Source organism: Flavobacterium azizsancarii (assembly GCF_027980145.1).
In the GTDB taxonomy this organism is placed as follows: domain Bacteria; phylum Bacteroidota; class Bacteroidia; order Flavobacteriales; family Flavobacteriaceae; genus Flavobacterium; species Flavobacterium azizsancarii.
The window spans coordinates 1-17,852 of record NZ_JAMZNK010000015.1; the positions used below are offsets into that span (position 1 = coordinate 1).

Annotated in this window: 9 protein-coding genes; 8 read left to right on the forward strand and 1 reads right to left on the reverse strand. The window is 35.6% G+C overall.

The features are described 5' to 3' along the window. Positions 1-272 precede the first annotated feature (272 nt). Complete coding sequence (locus NJT12_RS11080; RefSeq protein WP_271335969.1) at positions 273-1,196, reverse strand: hypothetical protein; 924 nt, start codon at positions 1,194-1,196, stop codon at positions 273-275. A gap of 573 nt (positions 1,197-1,769) precedes the next feature. Between NJT12_RS11080 and NJT12_RS11085 the strand changes: the two genes are divergently transcribed. From NJT12_RS11085 to NJT12_RS11120, 8 genes are all read left to right on the forward strand, one after another. Next, positions 1,770-3,956, forward strand: coding sequence for an alpha-N-acetylglucosaminidase (locus tag NJT12_RS11085; protein ID WP_271335970.1), 2,187 nt, complete (start codon positions 1,770-1,772; stop codon positions 3,954-3,956). 237 nt (positions 3,957-4,193) lie between these two features. Further along, complete coding sequence (locus NJT12_RS11090) at positions 4,194-7,205, forward strand: SusC/RagA family TonB-linked outer membrane protein (RefSeq protein WP_271335971.1); 3,012 nt, start codon at positions 4,194-4,196, stop codon at positions 7,203-7,205. A gap of 19 nt (positions 7,206-7,224) precedes the next feature. Then, positions 7,225-8,838, forward strand: a complete 1,614-nt coding sequence (locus tag NJT12_RS11095) for a RagB/SusD family nutrient uptake outer membrane protein (protein ID WP_271335972.1) — start codon at positions 7,225-7,227, stop codon at positions 8,836-8,838. A gap of 402 nt (positions 8,839-9,240) precedes the next feature. Continuing rightward, complete coding sequence (locus NJT12_RS11100) at positions 9,241-11,553, forward strand: GH92 family glycosyl hydrolase (RefSeq protein WP_271335973.1); 2,313 nt, start codon at positions 9,241-9,243, stop codon at positions 11,551-11,553. A 99-nt stretch (positions 11,554-11,652) separates the two neighbouring features. Then, positions 11,653-13,929, forward strand: coding sequence for a GH92 family glycosyl hydrolase (locus NJT12_RS11105; protein ID WP_271335974.1), 2,277 nt, complete (start codon positions 11,653-11,655; stop codon positions 13,927-13,929). Between the two features lie 11 nt (positions 13,930-13,940). Next, a complete protein-coding gene (locus tag NJT12_RS11110) occupies positions 13,941-14,513 on the forward strand; it encodes a hypothetical protein (protein ID WP_271335975.1) in 573 nt (190 codons plus the stop codon). Between the two features lie 615 nt (positions 14,514-15,128). After that, positions 15,129-16,922: a hypothetical protein gene (locus tag NJT12_RS11115; protein WP_271335976.1), complete on the forward strand. Its 1,794-nt coding sequence runs from the start codon at positions 15,129-15,131 to the stop codon at positions 16,920-16,922. A gap of 71 nt (positions 16,923-16,993) precedes the next feature. Next, complete coding sequence (locus NJT12_RS11120) at positions 16,994-17,842, forward strand: DUF4861 family protein (RefSeq protein WP_271335977.1); 849 nt, start codon at positions 16,994-16,996, stop codon at positions 17,840-17,842. Positions 17,843-17,852: the final 10 nt, after the last annotated feature.

Consider the following 17,852-nt stretch of genomic DNA (forward strand, 5'->3'; position numbering starts at 1 on the left):
AGCCCGCCTGCGCAGATGGTACTGCAGTTATGTGGGAGAGTATGTCGTCGCCTTTCTTTTGAAAACCCTGTTTCTAGCGAAACAGGGTTTTTTGTTTTACAAAATACTGGGATAATGTTTTATAATGCTTTGTAGTTTAGGCAAAAAAGATTAGACAATCTGAATAAGAAGATATCCTTTTGCGGTAAACCAGATATAAGTTAAGCTCTCGAAAATCTTTAGTTGGCTTGTCCTTGTACATTCGCTAAAATCCGCTCAATCGAATTAACATTCTAAAAACTATTAAGTCTCACTGCTAAGCTTTTTAAATCCTGTTCAAGAGAACGAATAGTAGCCTGTAGTTCATTTAGCATATTCGCTCTTGAGTGTAAATCGTCTGCGGTGTAGATTCCGCCATCATCAAAAAAGAGTTTTTGTGTTTTAGAATCTATTTTACCATCAAAATTATATTGTGTCCATCGGTTTTTGATACTTTCCTGCAGGTCATTTTCTCCGGAATTGCTAAATTGTTTTTCGTTTATAAGAGTCCATATAGAGTTAGGATATGCTTCGTTTGTATTATCATTGTACCAAATATTCCCCAGTAGATTCCTTTGAAGCCTTAGTTCGATTTTTTTACCTTTTGGAGAAATAGTTAATGCTCCTAATCCCGCACTTAATAATCCGCCTGTTACACCCACTATATTACCGGCATTATTATTTTTTATTAAAACAGTGGCCACAGTTGTTAATGCACCTAAAGTCACAGAAGCTACTGTTAGATTTCTAGTTTTTTTATTGTTGATGTCATCAATATAGTCTGCTAATTTATTGATGCGTTCGCCATTACAATCTAGTTCTGATGCCAATGCATTTATTTCTATAGTTGTAAGCATGAGGCGATCAGTGATTTTTTGTTTTAGGACCAATCTTTTTAAAGTATCTTTTTTTACTTGCAGGTATTCTGCTAAATAAGTTTCAATACCAATAGCCTGGCTGACTAAGAGATCATGTTTGGATAAATGGGCATTTAAAATGCTATCCTGTTTTTGTATTTTATTTTTTGGAGTTTCGAGTTGAGAATAATCATACTGAATGGTTGGCTGACAATAGTTACTTGTTAGATAATTAATTTTTGTACTCTTTAAAACAGTAGAGCAGGAAGAAACAAGAAATGATACTATAATTGATCCGGCAAATATTTTCAATAGTTTCATGTTCGTTTTGTTTGGGTGTTATACATTATCAACTAACTTTTTAGTGGTAAAAGTTAGAGTGATTTAAAGCAGTAAATTTTCAGTTAAACGAAAATACAAATTATAATTTTAATTTTTTCCGTTTCATAATGGCGTATACGAAATAAAAAACAACCCTATTCCATGTAGATTTTTGGTTTACAAAAACTTGCGGTTTTAAAATCAATCAGCTGAAAACTTCAAATTTGTATTTCTTTTCAAGTAAAAAATCAGGGATCATATTTACAATACTTTAAAAGTGGGATTTAATATTTATAGCTGTTTTAAGATTTTAGCATTCATACAGGATATGTCTATAGTTTTGAATGATGTGTCCATGACTGAGAAATTCATTCTCTATACTTTTATCTTCAATTCAGTATTTCATTTATTAATGATGTCGGGAAACAATTCAAAAAGTTTCATGTAGTAATGTTTCATAAGAATATTGGGTTGAAAATTTGATTTTGTTTTAATAGGGAGATTATGTCTCCCTATTTTTTGTATCAATTTCAGAATAAATAGTAGACATTAATTAGATAAATATAATACCATATGAAAATAGAATGTTGGAAAGTCAGAATCAATAACTCCTTAAAATTTGTAATTCCTTTTTTTGTAATGCTATTTTTTTTAGTACCCGATGTGTACAGTCAAAATATCGAAAACACGAAAAGTTCAAAAGCTGTACTAGAAAGACTTATTGGTAAAAGAGCGAGTGAATTTGATTTTACAATTATCGAAAATAAGAATCAATCAGATTGGTTTGAAATAACAACCAAAGGCAATAAGGTAAAAATTCAGGGAACGTCTAATACTGCTCTTTGTTATGCAGCATATAATTTTCTAAGGGATATTGGAGCAGTTATCGTCAGTTGGGAAGGAAACAGAGTCGATTTGCCTACAAGCTGGCCCAAGTATTCAAAAAAAGAATCGACTCCGTTTGAATACCGGGAATATCTAAACGCCTGTACATTTGGTTACACTACTCCTTGGTGGGATTGGAAACGCTGGGAACAAGAAATAGACTGGATGGCATTTCACGGCATTAATCTGCCTACAGCAATGGAAGGGCAAGAAGCAGTCTGGCAGGAATTATGGAAAGAATATGGGGTAACAGACAGTCAATTAGCAGCGCATTTTACCGGACCTGCTTTTTTGCCCTGGCAGAGAATGGGGAATATAAATAGTCTTGAAGGACCATTGCCTCAGGAATGGATTAAGAAGAAAAGCACGCTTCAAAAACAGATCTTGCAAAAAATGAGAGCTCTGGGGATGTATCCCGTAGTGCCTGCTTTTAGTGGTTATGTACCAAAAGCATTTGCAGAGCAACATCCCGAATCAAAAATAAGTGAACTGAAATCCTGGTCCGGTGGAGGTTTTGCGAGTACCTATTTATTAGATTCCAAAGATCCTTTGTTTAAAGAAATAGGAAAACGCTTTATCGAAATCTATACTAAACTATACGGACATTCTGATTTTTATCTGGCTGATTCTTTCAACGAAATAACGCCGCCTGTTTCTGAAGAACACAAATATGACGAGCTTTCAGATTACGGAAAAACAATATTCGAAACTATTAATGAAGCTTCTCCCGGAGCAGTATGGGTGATGCAGGGCTGGCTTTTTGGTGATAATAAAGAATTTTGGACTAAAGAAGCTACCAGTGCTTTTTTAAGCAAAGTACCAAACGACAGAATGATAATTCAGGATTATGCTAATGACCGGTATAAAGTTTGGGAAAATCAGGAGGCTTTTTACGGAAAACAATGGACGTATGGATATGTGCACAATTACGGAGGATCTAATCCTGTGTATGGGGATCTGAATTTCTATAAAAATGAATTGACCAGTTTACTTAAAAATCCAAACAAAGGAAATGTTGTAGGATATGGAGTAATGCCTGAGGGCTTAAACAATAACTCGATAGTTTACGAGTACATCTACGATCTGCCCTGGACGCAAGGTAAGGAACCAATAGCGGACTGGCTAAAAAAATATTTGAAAGCACGATACGGAAAAAATATTTCGGATACTGTTTTTCAATCCTGGCAGTTATTGCTGGAATCAGTATACAGTACCAAGTATTGGGAAACGCGCTGGTGGGATGATAGGGCCGGAGCGTATTTATTTTTTAAAAGACCAACTCTGGAAATAACAGAATTCAAAGGAAATCCGGGAGATAAACAAAAGCTAAAAGAAGCTTTGGATATTTTGAAGAAAGAAAGTGAAAACTTCAATAAAAACAGCCTTTATACTTATGATTTAATAGATGTTTCCAGACATTACTTTTCGCTTTGTATAGATGATTTATTGATAGAATGTGTAAAAGCTTATGAACGTAAAGACGTGCCAAAAGGAGATGAATTATTTAAGGAAATAGAGAATCAGGCTTTACGTATAGATAATATGCTTTCGGGACAGCCATTGAATGATTTAAACCATTGGCTGCAATCTGCGTGGGATTACGGAAGCAATACTGAAGAATCAAAACTATATGTGAAAAATGCAAAAACAATAATTACACTTTGGGGAGGAGAAGGACATCTAAATGATTATGCTTCCCGATCATGGCGTGGTATGTATGCAGAATTTTACTGGCCAAGATGGAAAATGTTTTTGCTGGCATTAAGAGAGTCAGAAATCAATAATACTTCATTTGATGAATCGAATGTAAGAGCATCAATAAAAAACTGGGAAGTAAAATGGAGTGAAAGTGCTGCAATGTACAAGCATCGTTAACAGGGATAAATGCAGACCAATAAGGATAATTAAGCAGATGATCTGAATTAAGTCAGTACTTTTTTTGTCAGGATATTTTTGTTTTTAATTCTGATGCACAAAAAAATAAATCGCTGAACCCCTTATTCCTGCTGTGTTTACTAAAAAAATCCATGTTTGTGAATAACCTGTCCATTTGTTAAGAATTCATTAATACTATTTTCGCCTTACTATTTAACCAATTAACCAAATAATAATATGGAAAAACTTAAGCTTTTATTACTAGCCTTTTTTCTGGGCTTCTCAATTAATTCATGGGCACAAAAAACTGAAATATCAGGTGTGGTTCTGGATGAGAAGAGTATGCCATTACCAGCAGCCAATGTGCTCGAAATTGGTACTTCGAATAACATTGTGACAGATTTTGACGGGAAATTTAAAATGACTGTTTCAAACAAAAATGCCACATTGATTATTTCTTTTATAGGATTCGATGAACAACGTCTCAAACTAGATGGTTCAAAAACAAATTACACGATCAAATTAAATTCCGGCTCAACTAATTTAGAACAAGTTGTAGTGGTTGGGTATGGAAAAGGATCGCGTAAAAATCTAACTACATCTGTCGCTTCTATAAAAGGAGATCAGTTAAACAGAGGAGTAATTAGTGATGTGGGTCAAATGCTGCAAGGAAAAGTGTCGGGACTTAATGTTTCAACAAGTGGCGATCCAACAAAACAATCTTCGGTAGTTTTGCGTGGAGTCTCAACATTAAATGGCTCTCAGGGACCTTTTTATGTGGTAGATGGTATTCCTGGTGTTGATATTTCTGTTATCGCATCAGAAGATATTGTTAGTATTGATGTTTTAAAAGATGCTGCCGCTACTGCCATTTATGGTAACCGTGCTGCAAATGGAGTAATCATGGTAACGACTAAAAAAGGAAGTAAAGACAGAAGCCAGATTACGTACAGCAATTATTTTGGTGTTGAGAATGTTTCCAATCAACTTAATATGATGGATGCGAATCAATTGAGAGCATTTACATCAAAAAATAATTTAAATTTTACGCCTGAAAATGATAAGGGAGCAAATACAGATTGGCAAAAAGCAATTCTTAGAAGTTCAGGAGCACAGTCAAGCAGTCATAACCTTTCTTTAAGCGGAGGTGGTGAGCATGGTAATTATTTTGCAAGTGTAACGGCAGTAAACAAAGAAGGAGTTCTTTTGAGCAGTGATTTCTCCAGAATTATTGCACGTTTAGCGGTAGAGCAATTTGCTTTTGATGATAACCTGAAAATTGGTTTGAATGTAACGAACTCTAATACGAAATATACCAATGTTCCTCAGCGTAATACAGCGCTGCAACAATCTGTAAGCCATCTTCCGGTATCACCAATTAGAAATGCGGACGGATCATTTTTCGAAAATTTCGTTCAAACCAGTTATTTCAATCCTGTTGCTTTAATTGAACACGGAGATGATGATACGAAAACAAATAATTTTGTGGGGAGCCTTACAGCAGAATTAAAACTTCCTTATGGATTTTCGTATAATCTAAATTTATCCTACCAACAATTAAATTCATTACACGGAGAGTTTTATGACAGTTATTATCAGCAATACAATAGCTCTGCTTTTTACAATAATCCAGATCCGCCTCAGGTTAAACAATTAGTGAATTTTGGTGTAAACGGATCAGCAATGAGAAATTCTTACCAAAACAGTAATACAATTGTAGAGAGTTTTTTGAATTGGGACAAAACTTTTGGCGATCATAAAATCAAGGCAGTCATTGGTTATTCATGGCAGGAAGATGTTCTTGGAGACGGATTTCAGGCATCAGCAACTAATTTTCCTGTAGATAATGTGAGTTATAATAACCTTGCTTTAAGCAATTATACTTCTGTAAACGGTTATGTTGTAAATTTTGGAGACAGTAAAGCGTATCAAAAAAGACGTTTGATTTCTCAATTTGGACGTTTAAATTACAATTACAAAGACAAATACCTTCTGCAGGGAACCATCAGAAGAGATGGAGGTTCAGTATTTGGAACCAATAATCAATGGGGGTACTTTCCTTCAGTAGGTGGTGCATGGAGAATTGATAAAGAAAGATTTATGAAAGGTCAGAATGTTTTTAGCGATTTGAAACTTCGCGGAAGCTGGGGACAAACCGGTAACTCTTCCGGATTTAATGCCTATACCGCTCAATTTATTTCTGGAAGTCTTGGAACATTCTATTATAACGGACAACAAATTGGAGCTTACGGACCAAACCAGGCAGCGAATCCCGACTTGAAATGGGAAAAAACAGCAACCGCAAATCTTGGTCTTGATTTTACGATATTAAAAGGGAGAGTATCAGGTTCTGTTGATGTGTACGAAAAGAAAACAACAGATATGATTTTTAATTATGCTGTAAATCCCGTATTAGTGCCTGTAGGAACAATTGTAGCCAACGGTGGTAATATGTCGAATCGTGGTATTGAAGGGTCTTTGAGTATTAATGCCATTAAAACTAAAAATTTCAGCTGGTCAACAACTATAAATGGTTCAACAAATAAAAATGAGATTACAAAATTGAAGAACCCATTATTTGTTGGAGGAGATTCAATACGCAGAGTACAGCCAGATGGAGGTGGTCAGACAGGAAGCACGTTACAAATTTTTAAGGAAGGAAAACCATTGGGGCAATTCTTTACGCTTCAGTACGCAGGAAAAAATGCCAATGGTGTTTCCCAATATGTTGCCAGAGACGGCAGCTTAACAACCAATCCTGCCATTGGTACAGATTATCATTATGCAGGAAGTGCGCAGCCTAAATTTTTATTGGGATGGGATAATAATTTCACTTACAAGAAATTTGATTTGAATATCTTTTTCCGCGGAGTATTTGGAAACAAAATTTTCAACGCAACCCGTGCCGATTTATTCAGGCCAAGTACTGCAATGACAACGAATATTCTTGTTGATGCGCAAAATGAATCGCCAAATGATTTAAATGCCTATAAGTATTCAACGCGCTTTATAGAAGACGGAAGTTACCTTCGATTAGATAATTTAACTTTAGGATATGATTTTGGTAAAGTGGGTAAATACATCAAGAAAATCCGTATTTACGAAACAGTAAATAATTTATTTATAATTACTAAATATACAGGAATTGATCCGGAAGTAGAACAAGGAGGAACAGCTCCGGGTGTAGATTCAAATAACTTCTATCCAAAAACCAGAACATTCTTGTTTGGTTTAAACGTGATATTCTAAAAATTAAATTCTAAAAAACATGAAAAATATATTAAAACATATAGGACTTCCAATACTTATGGTTGGTTTATTATGGTCTTGCGACGACCTTGATGTGCCCATTACAACGCAGCTTACACCAGAAGTTTTTCCTCAGAATCCAACACAATATATTCAGACCGCAGGTCCGGTATATACTGCTTTTCGCGGCGAGTATTCCTTTGCATGGTGGTTCACGCAATCATTGAGCACAGATGAATCAATTATGCCGGCAAGAGGAGGGAACTGGTTCGATAATCAGAACTACAGTATGTTGCATTACCACAATTGGACACCGGACAATGGCTGGGTTTCAAGTCTTTGGGATTGGTCGTCAAAAGTGATTGGAACAGCCAATCAGGCGATTTCAATTTTAGATAAAACAATGCCGACAGGTGCTGATAAAGCAACTATGATTTCAGAACTAAAAACCATGCGTGCCATCTCTTATTATATGATGATGGACAGCTACGGAAATGTGCCTTTGGATACCGTTTACGGAGATTTTACTGCTCACGCGAAATCAGATCGAAAAGACGTTTTTAATTTTATCGAAAGAGAATTAAAAAAAGCACTTCCTAACTTAAATCCTGTTGCAGGAGTTACCACTTACGGAAGACCAAATAAGCAAACTGCCAATGCATTGCTTGCAAAATTGTATCTGAATGCTGAAGTTTATACCGGAACAGCACGTTATGATGATTGTATTGCAGCTTGCGATGGCGTTATTAATTCCGGATTGTATGCGATTGAGCCAAGAAGCACTTATCTTCAGATGTTTTATCCTGCAAACGGACCGCAAATGAAAGAGTTTATTTTTGCTGTTCCTTATGACGCTTCAGCAGTAACGGTAGGATATAATGGTCAAATGTATCATGCCCGTTATGATGTGCCCCGTTCTGAAAGAGCAAAGTTTGGAATTCCTTTTACACCAAGTGCACCAAGAAGTACAATTCCATCATTTTATGCCTATTTCAACGATGTTACTGATATTCGTAACAAACAATGGTTAACCGGATTACAATTCATGAATGATGGTGTTACGCCTGTAATGGTAAGCACTACAAAGAAAGGTTACGACCAGTTTTATACAGGATCAGATGGTAGTGCGGCCTATACGTATCAGGTAAATTTAACGCCGGATATTGTACTGCGCCAGAATGCTGCTTTATTTGACTGCGGAAATGATGAAATTGCCTGGAACATGGGGTATAGAAATATTAAGTTTTATCCTGATGCAACGTCAACAAGCCGTAATCAAAATAACGATGTACCGTTTTTACGCTATTCAGATGTTATCCTGATGAAAGCAGAAGCAATTCTTCGCGGAGGTGCCGCAACTTTAGGACAAACACCATTGGCATTGGTCAATATGGTTCGTTCAAACAGAACTACTTCTGCAGCATGGAGCGGTGTTACTCTGGAAGAACTTTATCAGGAAAGAAGTCGCGAATTTGCGCAGGAAGCATGGCATAGAAACGATATGATCCGCTTTGGGAAATATGAAGGATCATGGGGATTCAAAACAAACTCAGATACCTATCGTCGTACATTCCCAATTCCAACCAATGCTTTGGTTTTAAATCCCGCCCTGACACAGAATGCCGGATATTAGGCTATTTCTAAAAGTAAATTGAATAACCGTTGAGTGTAATTATTAAAAAGTTAAATACACAGAAACATAGATTCTAAAGTAAAAAAGAAGGCAATAAGAAACATTTCTTGCACATAGTTCCGTGCATTAAAAATAAGTGAAACGCCTTTTTTGAGAATTTAAAACTATGTTTCTATGTGTTAAAATTAATCACAATCAGCGAGTTAAAACAGATTGCAACTTTATAAAAAGGAGAAGAGGATTAAAATTCCTTCTCCTTTTTTATTAAAAAGCCAGATTGCCAGTGTTGGTTTTTAATACCGCATTTTCAAAATTCAGAAAATCATGGCAACAATTACCGAATACACTTTACACAATTCCCCACAAATAAAAGCGTAGTCCCTATCAATACAATCAGAATAAATGAAATTGGATAAAATTTATAAAATAGGACGTATAGGAATAAGTCTCTTTCTTGTTTTTTTAGTGTCATGTAAAACAGAAAAAAATGCTGTTGCAAAAAAGAAACCATTAGTAGATATGGTCTATCCTCAGCTGGATACCGAAAATTCAAGATGGTTTTTCTTTTCCTCTGCAAGCCGTCCGTTTGGTATGGTAAACTTAAGTCCCGATACAGAAATCAATGGCGATTGGGGAGGCGGCTACAAGTATACAACAGACACAATAAAAGGTTTTAGTCATATTCATGAATGGCAAATGTCCGGCGTTTCCGTAATGCCTGTAACTATTTCCACAGCCAGTAAAAAAGACATTTTTACCAGTTTTTATTCTAAATTCAGTCATGAAACCGAAAAAATAACTCCGGGTTATCATTCCGTACTATTAGATAAATATCAAATTACAGCGGAACTGACCAGTACAAAAAGAGTAGGTTTTCATCGTTATACATTTCCAGAGAAAGAGCAAAAAGCAATTCTTTTTAATCTCAATACAATCTTGGGACCTTGCGATAATACAAACGGAATATTGCAGAAAAATAGTGATGATGAACTTTCCGGATCATTAGTATTGAGTACCAATTTTAGACGTCCGAAACCCTTAACCGTATTTTTTAAAATTAAACTGAATACACCTATTACTTCGATCGAACACGATAACAAGACAAATAATTATTTAATAAATTTAGACAAAGCGGATAAAACGGTATTAATGAAAGTAGGGATTTCCTATACATCAGTAAAAAATGCATCAAATAATATACAGCAGGAATTACCACATTGGAATTTTGATCAGGTAGTTACAGATTCAAAAAACGAATGGAATAATTTGCTGGGCAGAATTGAAGTAGAAGGCGGAACTACAACAGATCAAAGACGATTTTATACAGATCTGTGGCATGCTTTGCAGGGTAGAAAAATGATTAGTGATGCAAATGGCGCTTATCCTGATAATACAGGAGACAAATTCAGAATAGGACAATTGCCTTTAGATAAACAAGGAAAACCTAAATTTAATCAATACAATTCAGACTCATTTTGGGGAGCACAATGGACAATAAATACGCTTTGGGGTCTTGCTTATCCAGAAATTATGGGTGAATTTGTTCAGTCCTTAATGCAATATTATAAAGATGGCGGAATGATTCCGCGTGGTCCATCCGGAGGTAATGATACATTTGTCATGACCGGGGCTTCTACGACACCATTTATTGTAAGTGCTATTCAAAAAGGAATTATAACAGAAGATTTAGGAAATATCTATACCGCACTCAAAAAAAACCATATGCTCAACGGTATTATGGGAAAAGCGGGCTATGAACATACGACGGACATTGGCGGTGGATTAAAATATTATATCGATAATGGTTTTGTTCCTTATCCCATTCCTGAAGGTGAATTTGGAAGTCATCAGGATGGTGCGAGCCAAACACTGGAATATGCTTATCAAGACTGGACATTAGCACAATTGGCGAAGAAATTAAAGCATGATGATGACTATAATTATTTTATGGCAAGAGCTAAAAATTATCAAAATGTTTTTGATACAACAATCGGATGGATGCGTCCAAAAGATGTTAACGGAAAATGGCTTGAAAATTTTGATCCCTATAAATATGAAAATGGTTTTATAGAATCTAATGGCGCACAATCGACCTGGTTTGTACCTCATGATATCAACGGTTTAGTAGCATTGATGGGCGGAAAAGAAAAAGCGGCAGAAAAATTAAACAGTCAATTTCAAGCTTCTCAAAAATTAAAATTTACTTCCGGTACTTCACACGATGCCGAATTACATCCCGAATTCAGCCGTATTCCGATCAATTTTGGAAATCAGCCTTCGATACAAACCTCCTTTATTTTTAATTTATTAGGGAGACCTGACTTAACACAGTATTGGACAAGAAATGTAGTAAAAGAAACTTTTAGTGGTTTATCTCCGGCTACAGGTTATAACGGAGATGAAGATCAGGGATTAATGGGAAGCCTGAATGTGTTGCTTAAAATTGGTTTGTTTCAAATGAATGGAGGTACAGAGGTAAATCCCGAGTACCAGATAGGAAGTCCAATATTTAATAAAGTGTCGATTCAATTAAATCCAAATTATTATAAAGGCAAAAAGTTTGTTATTAATGCCAATAATAACAGTCCGGAAAACATTTATATCAAGGAAATAAAATACAACAATATTCCGGTACAAAATTTCAGTATTTCTCATTCAGCCATTACAGACGGAGGAGAATTAAATTTAGAAATGTCCGAGACACCAAAACACTAAATAAATTAGTTGGGTGATTAATTTTTCAGACATAGAAACATAGATTCTTAGTGTGAAAAAAAGAACTGTTTATTAAAAAAGAAATATCAGATAAAGCAAATGAAATTATCTATTAAAATCATAACTTTTCTAGGAATAGCATTATGCTGTACCCACGAAATAAATGCCCAAAAGCAGCTTCACAATTATGTAGATCCCATGATAGGATCAGAAGGAGTTGGCAGGGTTTTTATTGGTCCATCATGCCCGTACGGAATGGTGAAACCAAGTCCGGATTGCACAGTTAGTCCAAATAGCGGCTGGCTTCCGTTGCCAAAAGAAGTAACAGGATTCAGTCAGGTTCATGTAAGCGGTACCGGTGGCGGGCCAAAGTATGGAAACATTCAAATCATGCCTTTTTCAGGTGCTTTAGATAAGTTAGATCAAACATCTTACAGAGCAGAAGAAATTGTAAAGCTGGGATATTATGAAACCGTTTTCAAAGAAAATAATATCAAAACAGAAATAACAACAGCAGAGAAAGTTGCCTTTTATCGAATTACCTATCCTAAAAACACAGCTAAAAATGTAAAGATTGATCCGGGCTTTTTCTTAGGAGAAGAATCAAAATCGGACGGAAGGGAAGCGCAGCAATTTGTAGGTTCTCAAATAGAAATCGTCTCCGATACAGAAGTTCGCGGTTATAGCAGAATTCGCGGCGGATGGAATAATGGCCGTGCCTATACCGTTTATTTTTGGGCAGTTTTTGATCAGCCAATTGCAAAGTATGTAACCTGGAAAGACGGGAAATTTTACAACAATCAATCTGCTCAATTTGATTCAGGAAAAAAAACAGCAGCATTATTTTCTTTTGGTAACGAAGTAAAACAAGAATTAAATGTAAAAATCGGAATTTCTTTTTTAAGCGAATTAAAAGCAAAAAACAATATCGAAGTAGAAATTCCGCATTGGAATTTTAATACAGTTTTAGCGAGCTTAGAAAATAAATGGGAACAATTGTTAGGCCGTATCCAGCTTTCGGCAGATACATCTGAAGAATACAGAAAAATGTTTTATACAGGTTTGTATCACACCATGATAATGCCGACAGACAGAACAGGAGAGAATCCATTGTGGACAAACGATGAGCCTTATTACGATGATTTTTATTGTATTTGGGACACTTTTAGAAGTTCCAGCCCTTTGATTACACTAATAGATTCCAAACGTCAGGTCGAAATTGTCAATGCCATGCTAAACATTTACAAACGCGAAGGTTATCTGCCCGAAGGCCGCAGCGGAAATGATAATGGCCGTACACAAGGCGGTTCGAATGCAGAGGTCGTTTTAGCCGATGCTTTTGTAAAAAATCTAAAAGGTATAGATTATGAACTGGCTTTGCAGGCCATGCTTAAAGATGCCACAGTACCACCCGGAGGAAATGAGGAAAAAGAAGGCAGGGGCGGATTATTAGATTATCTGAAATTTGGTTATGTGCCCTACGGTACAGATCGAGCAGGAAACCGAACTATTGATTACTCCTATAATGATTATAATATTGCAACAATTGCCAAAGGACTGAACCATACGGATCTCTACAATCAATACATAAAACAAGCCGACAACTGGCAAAATCTTTGGCGCTCAGATTATGTAAATAACGGATCAACAGGTTTTATCATGCCAAAAGATGCTTCAGGGAAATGGCTGGACGATATTGTTTTTGGAGAATCGAAAATTCAAAAGCCAACATTCAAATATACCCCAGTTATCATTGAATCGCCTTGGTACGTGTGCCATTGGTGCGTCTTTTTTTACGAAGGCAATTCCTGGGAATATTCATTAAGTATTCCGCATGATGTTCCCGAACTCGTTCGTAAATCCGGAGGAGAAGCAGCTTTTCAAAAAAGACTTGATACTTTTTTTGATACCAAATTGTATAACGTAGCAAACGAACCATCATTTTTAACCCCGTGTTTGTACCACTGGATCGGGAAACCTTATTTAAGCAGTGACAGAATCAGAACCATTATCAAGGATAATTTCAATAGCTCACATGAAGGCTTGCCCGGTAATGATGATTCAGGAGCGATGTCTTCCTGGCTGGCATTTCATATGATGGGATTGTATCCTAATGCAGGTCAGCCGTATTATTTATTGAATACACCACTGATTAAGGAAACAACGCTGCAGTTAGAAAATGGGAAGTATTTTAAAATCTCGGCAAAAAAAATGAGTGATAAAAACCGATATATAAAATCAGCTTTACTAAACGGAAAGCACTACAGCAAAGCCTGGATTTTACACGATGATGTTGCCAAAGGCGGCGAATTGGTTCTCGAAATGGATTCAAAACCTTCCGCTTGGGGAACTGCAATTTTACCACCAACAAAATAAAGAAGCACAAGATGAAAAACACAATTTTAATCCTTCTTGTGTGTGCCATGCATCAGATAGGAACAGCGCAAAAATACATTCCAACCCTTAAGAACAATACAGAATTAAGCTATATATGTAAACTTCACAGGCAAACGAGAACTTTGACACTTACATCCAGAATAATCAGTGATAAGCTAATTTTCGATTTAGATACCAGAGGTGTAAAAAGCAGTATTGTAACATTGCCGGAAGCATTGAAAAACGGTAATGCCCTCAGTTTTAATCAGGGAGAATACGCACCGGTTTTGAACCTGAGACCAACAGAGACATTTTTTATGATCTCGCAATCTGCTTATCAGGATTTGCTAAAAAACAACAAATTCATCTACAATAATACAACCTATGTGTTAGACGAAAATTCAGTGAATAACAATATTGACATAGAAGGTAAACTACTGGATACTTTACACGTCGTAGCACAGGTTGATGAAACTGAAATGTGGATTGTGAAAAATCCCGAATTTCCGTTGATCTGTAAAATAATTAAAAACCCATTAGGAATAAATTTCACATTAGTGAAAATAGCAGATAATATTAATTGATTAAGTCCCGGCGGGACGACAGATTTATAGGTTTTAATTAATTGAAATTTATTTTTTTTTTCAATTCCAGCGGAATGACATATTTATAGAAAAAATAATGAATCAATATGAAAGAACCCCATCGGGGTGAAATATTAGAATTTGCTATGTCGTTGTGATGATTTTGGTTTTATGAATGTGATATTAATTGCAGGTATAATATGTCGCTCCTCTGGAGCTTTATGTTGCGCATGGATTCTGATTTGTTATAAATATGTCGCTCCTCTGGAGCTTTATTCTGTGTGCGGGATTCTGATTTTGTTATAAAGATATCGCTCATCTGGAGCTTTATTCTGTGTACAGGATTTGATTTGCTATAAATATATCGCTCCTCCGGAGCTTGATATAAAAATGTGATAATAATTGATAAATCCCAGCGGAACGACACATTTATAGTTTTAATGAAATGAAATTGAGATTTTTAAATCCCATCGGGATGACATATTTATAGAAAAAATAATGAATCAATATTCAAGAACCCCATCGGGGTGAAATATTTCGATTTGATATATCTGTTTTCCTAAATTTTCATTGCATAAAAAGATAATTCGAAACTTAAAAAACAATAAATAATACATGAAACAAATCAGCCGTGGAGAATTTATTAGATTATCAGGCCTCACATTAGCGGGAGCATTGGTTAGTGATGTTGTTTTTGCCAATGATATATTTTTCGATCGTAATACAGATAAAGAAGATATTCAATTAATGAAAAAGCTCATTTTCAATAATGATGCGAAGGTTCGGGCTATATTAAACGAAAAACCGGCTGACCCAAATATCAGAGTCAGTAATTTTCGTTTGGTAGCAAATTCAATAACCGTGATGACAGCGTCACTATTAAATCCCGGATCTGAATATTATAAATCCGGACTTGTGTCTGAAAAGTTAAATCGTGCAACCGGCGTTTTATTGAAATCACAATATGCAGATGGCACATTAGACGCCGGAGGAAACAGGCAATCACCTCCTGATACGGCTTTTATCTTAGAATATATTTGTCCTGCAGCAGCCTTGCTAAAGAGAGAAAAACAAATTGATCTGACAGAATTAAGAGATAAATTAAAAAAGTTTATTTTAAATGCCGGCGAAGCTATGACAACGGGCGGTGTTCATACTCCAAATCACAGATGGGTTATTTGTGCCGCTTTATCCAGTATTAATTCCCTTTATCCCGATGCGAGATATATCAAAAGAATTGATCAATGGCTGGCCGAAGGCATTTATATCAATAAAGACGGACATTATTCTGAGCGAAGTGGTGTTTACTCGGCGGTTATTGACAAAGCTTTGATTACAATGTCAAGAGAACTCAACAGACCGGAATTATTAGAAATAGTACACAAGAACCTAATCACTTATTTTTATTATACAGAACCCAACGGCGATTTAGTGACGGTTGATTCCAAAAGACAAGATCAGTTCATGTCCTTAAAAGTCACTAGGTTTTATTTGCAGTATCGCTATATGGCAATTCATAGTCGTAATCCAATATTTGCTTATATGGTAAATGCGATCGAAAATCTGCCGGAATTTACAAATGATATCTTATCAGACTCGTTGGCTTTTTTTATGGAAAATGCAGCGCTTCAGAAACAAATTGCTGTGAATGGGAAGGTTGATGATGATTTTGAAAAGTTTTTTGAAATCTCTAATCTGGCAAGAATCAGACGCGGAAAAACTTCTGTAACACTATTTGGGGGCAACGACCAGCCCGTTCAGATTGTATCAGGAAGATCTTCAAATCCTAATTTTCTAATGTATCGAAAAGGAAATTCAATACTAAAATACATGCGATTGTCTACGTCATTTTTTAGAATGGGATATTTCAGCAGCAACGGTATTGTAAAAGAAGGGAATAAGTACATTTTGAAAGAAATCAAAGAAGCAGATTATTATCAGCCTCTTGCCCCGGAATTTCGCAAAGCAGATGGAGATTATAAATTATCTGAATCGCTGGACGGTAGGTTCTGGAATAAAATGGATTTTGATTCGAGAATAAAAAGCAATGTAAAAAAGCAAATCACAACAATCGAAATTACTGAAAACAACGGAGCATTAAGTTTAGATTTTAAAGTAGAGGGCCCGCCAAATGTCGAAGTGACTATTGAAATGTGTTTTAATGAAGAAACTACAATTAAGGGAGACATAACAGAGGAAAAAAATAACTATTTCCTTAAATCCGGCATTGGAGAAATTGTTATGGCGGGAGATACAATACAATTTGGTCCGGGAAAATGTGAACATTTAAACGTAGAAAATTTAGATAGTGAAGAATATACCTATCATCAGGGAACCCTTAGAACTAGTGGAAAACGTATTTATATAACAGGATTTACACCATTTCATCACAAAATGAATCTATTTTAATAATAAAATCTTTGGGTATTGTTGAAATCTTAGTTTAATTTCACAAAAATTAAATATATAAAATAAAAATCATGAAATTATCATTTATCACTGCTTTGTTGTTTGGCTCAATTTGCTTTGCACAAAATAATACAGACACCAGTTTGTATATGAAATCTGAAAAAATAACATACCTGACTGACATAGGTTCAGAATCGGGAGATTTATATAAAACAATTGGGCATCACGGGCCCGCAATTGAAAATGAGTGGATGGCATTGCGTATTTATTTTAGTGATAAAGTTGCCATAGACGTTTATTCTAAAGCAAAACCGGGTTTAGAATTAAAAAAAGCACAATGGTATCCAACTCCGGAACAGCAAAAAGAAGGATGGGGAGCTGATTATTACAAAGTAGCATCAACTGTAGGTTTAGGAGGTGTAAAACTTTGGGACGGCGAAAAACTAGTACCGTTGAATCCTGTTACGAATCGTTTGGCACGTGTAGGGAAAACAGATACAACTTCTTGGATGGAAATGATTTCAAGAGGAGTTCCTTACAAAGGAAAAAAAGTTGATATTTTAGTTCGTGTTACGGTTACTTCAGGAAAAAGAGATGCAAAAGTAGAAGCTGTTAGTTTGACCGGAGAAAAAGTACAATTTGCTACAGGAGTAAATTATTTCAAAGATTTTGAAACAAAAAGAGGAACTAATTACATCGCAGTCTGGGGAAAACATCCTGAAGATGTTGCTGCAGAAATTGTACCTATAGGTGCTGCTATAATATACAATCCTAAAGATTATGAAAAAAGTACAGATGATGGAACACAGTATTTATTAATCTCGAAACCAACCAAATCTTTAGAAACAAAAATTATATCGGCAAGTGCCAGAGAACAAGAAATCAATACTTTGGATAAATTAGAAGCTTATATAAAATAGGCTGATAGTT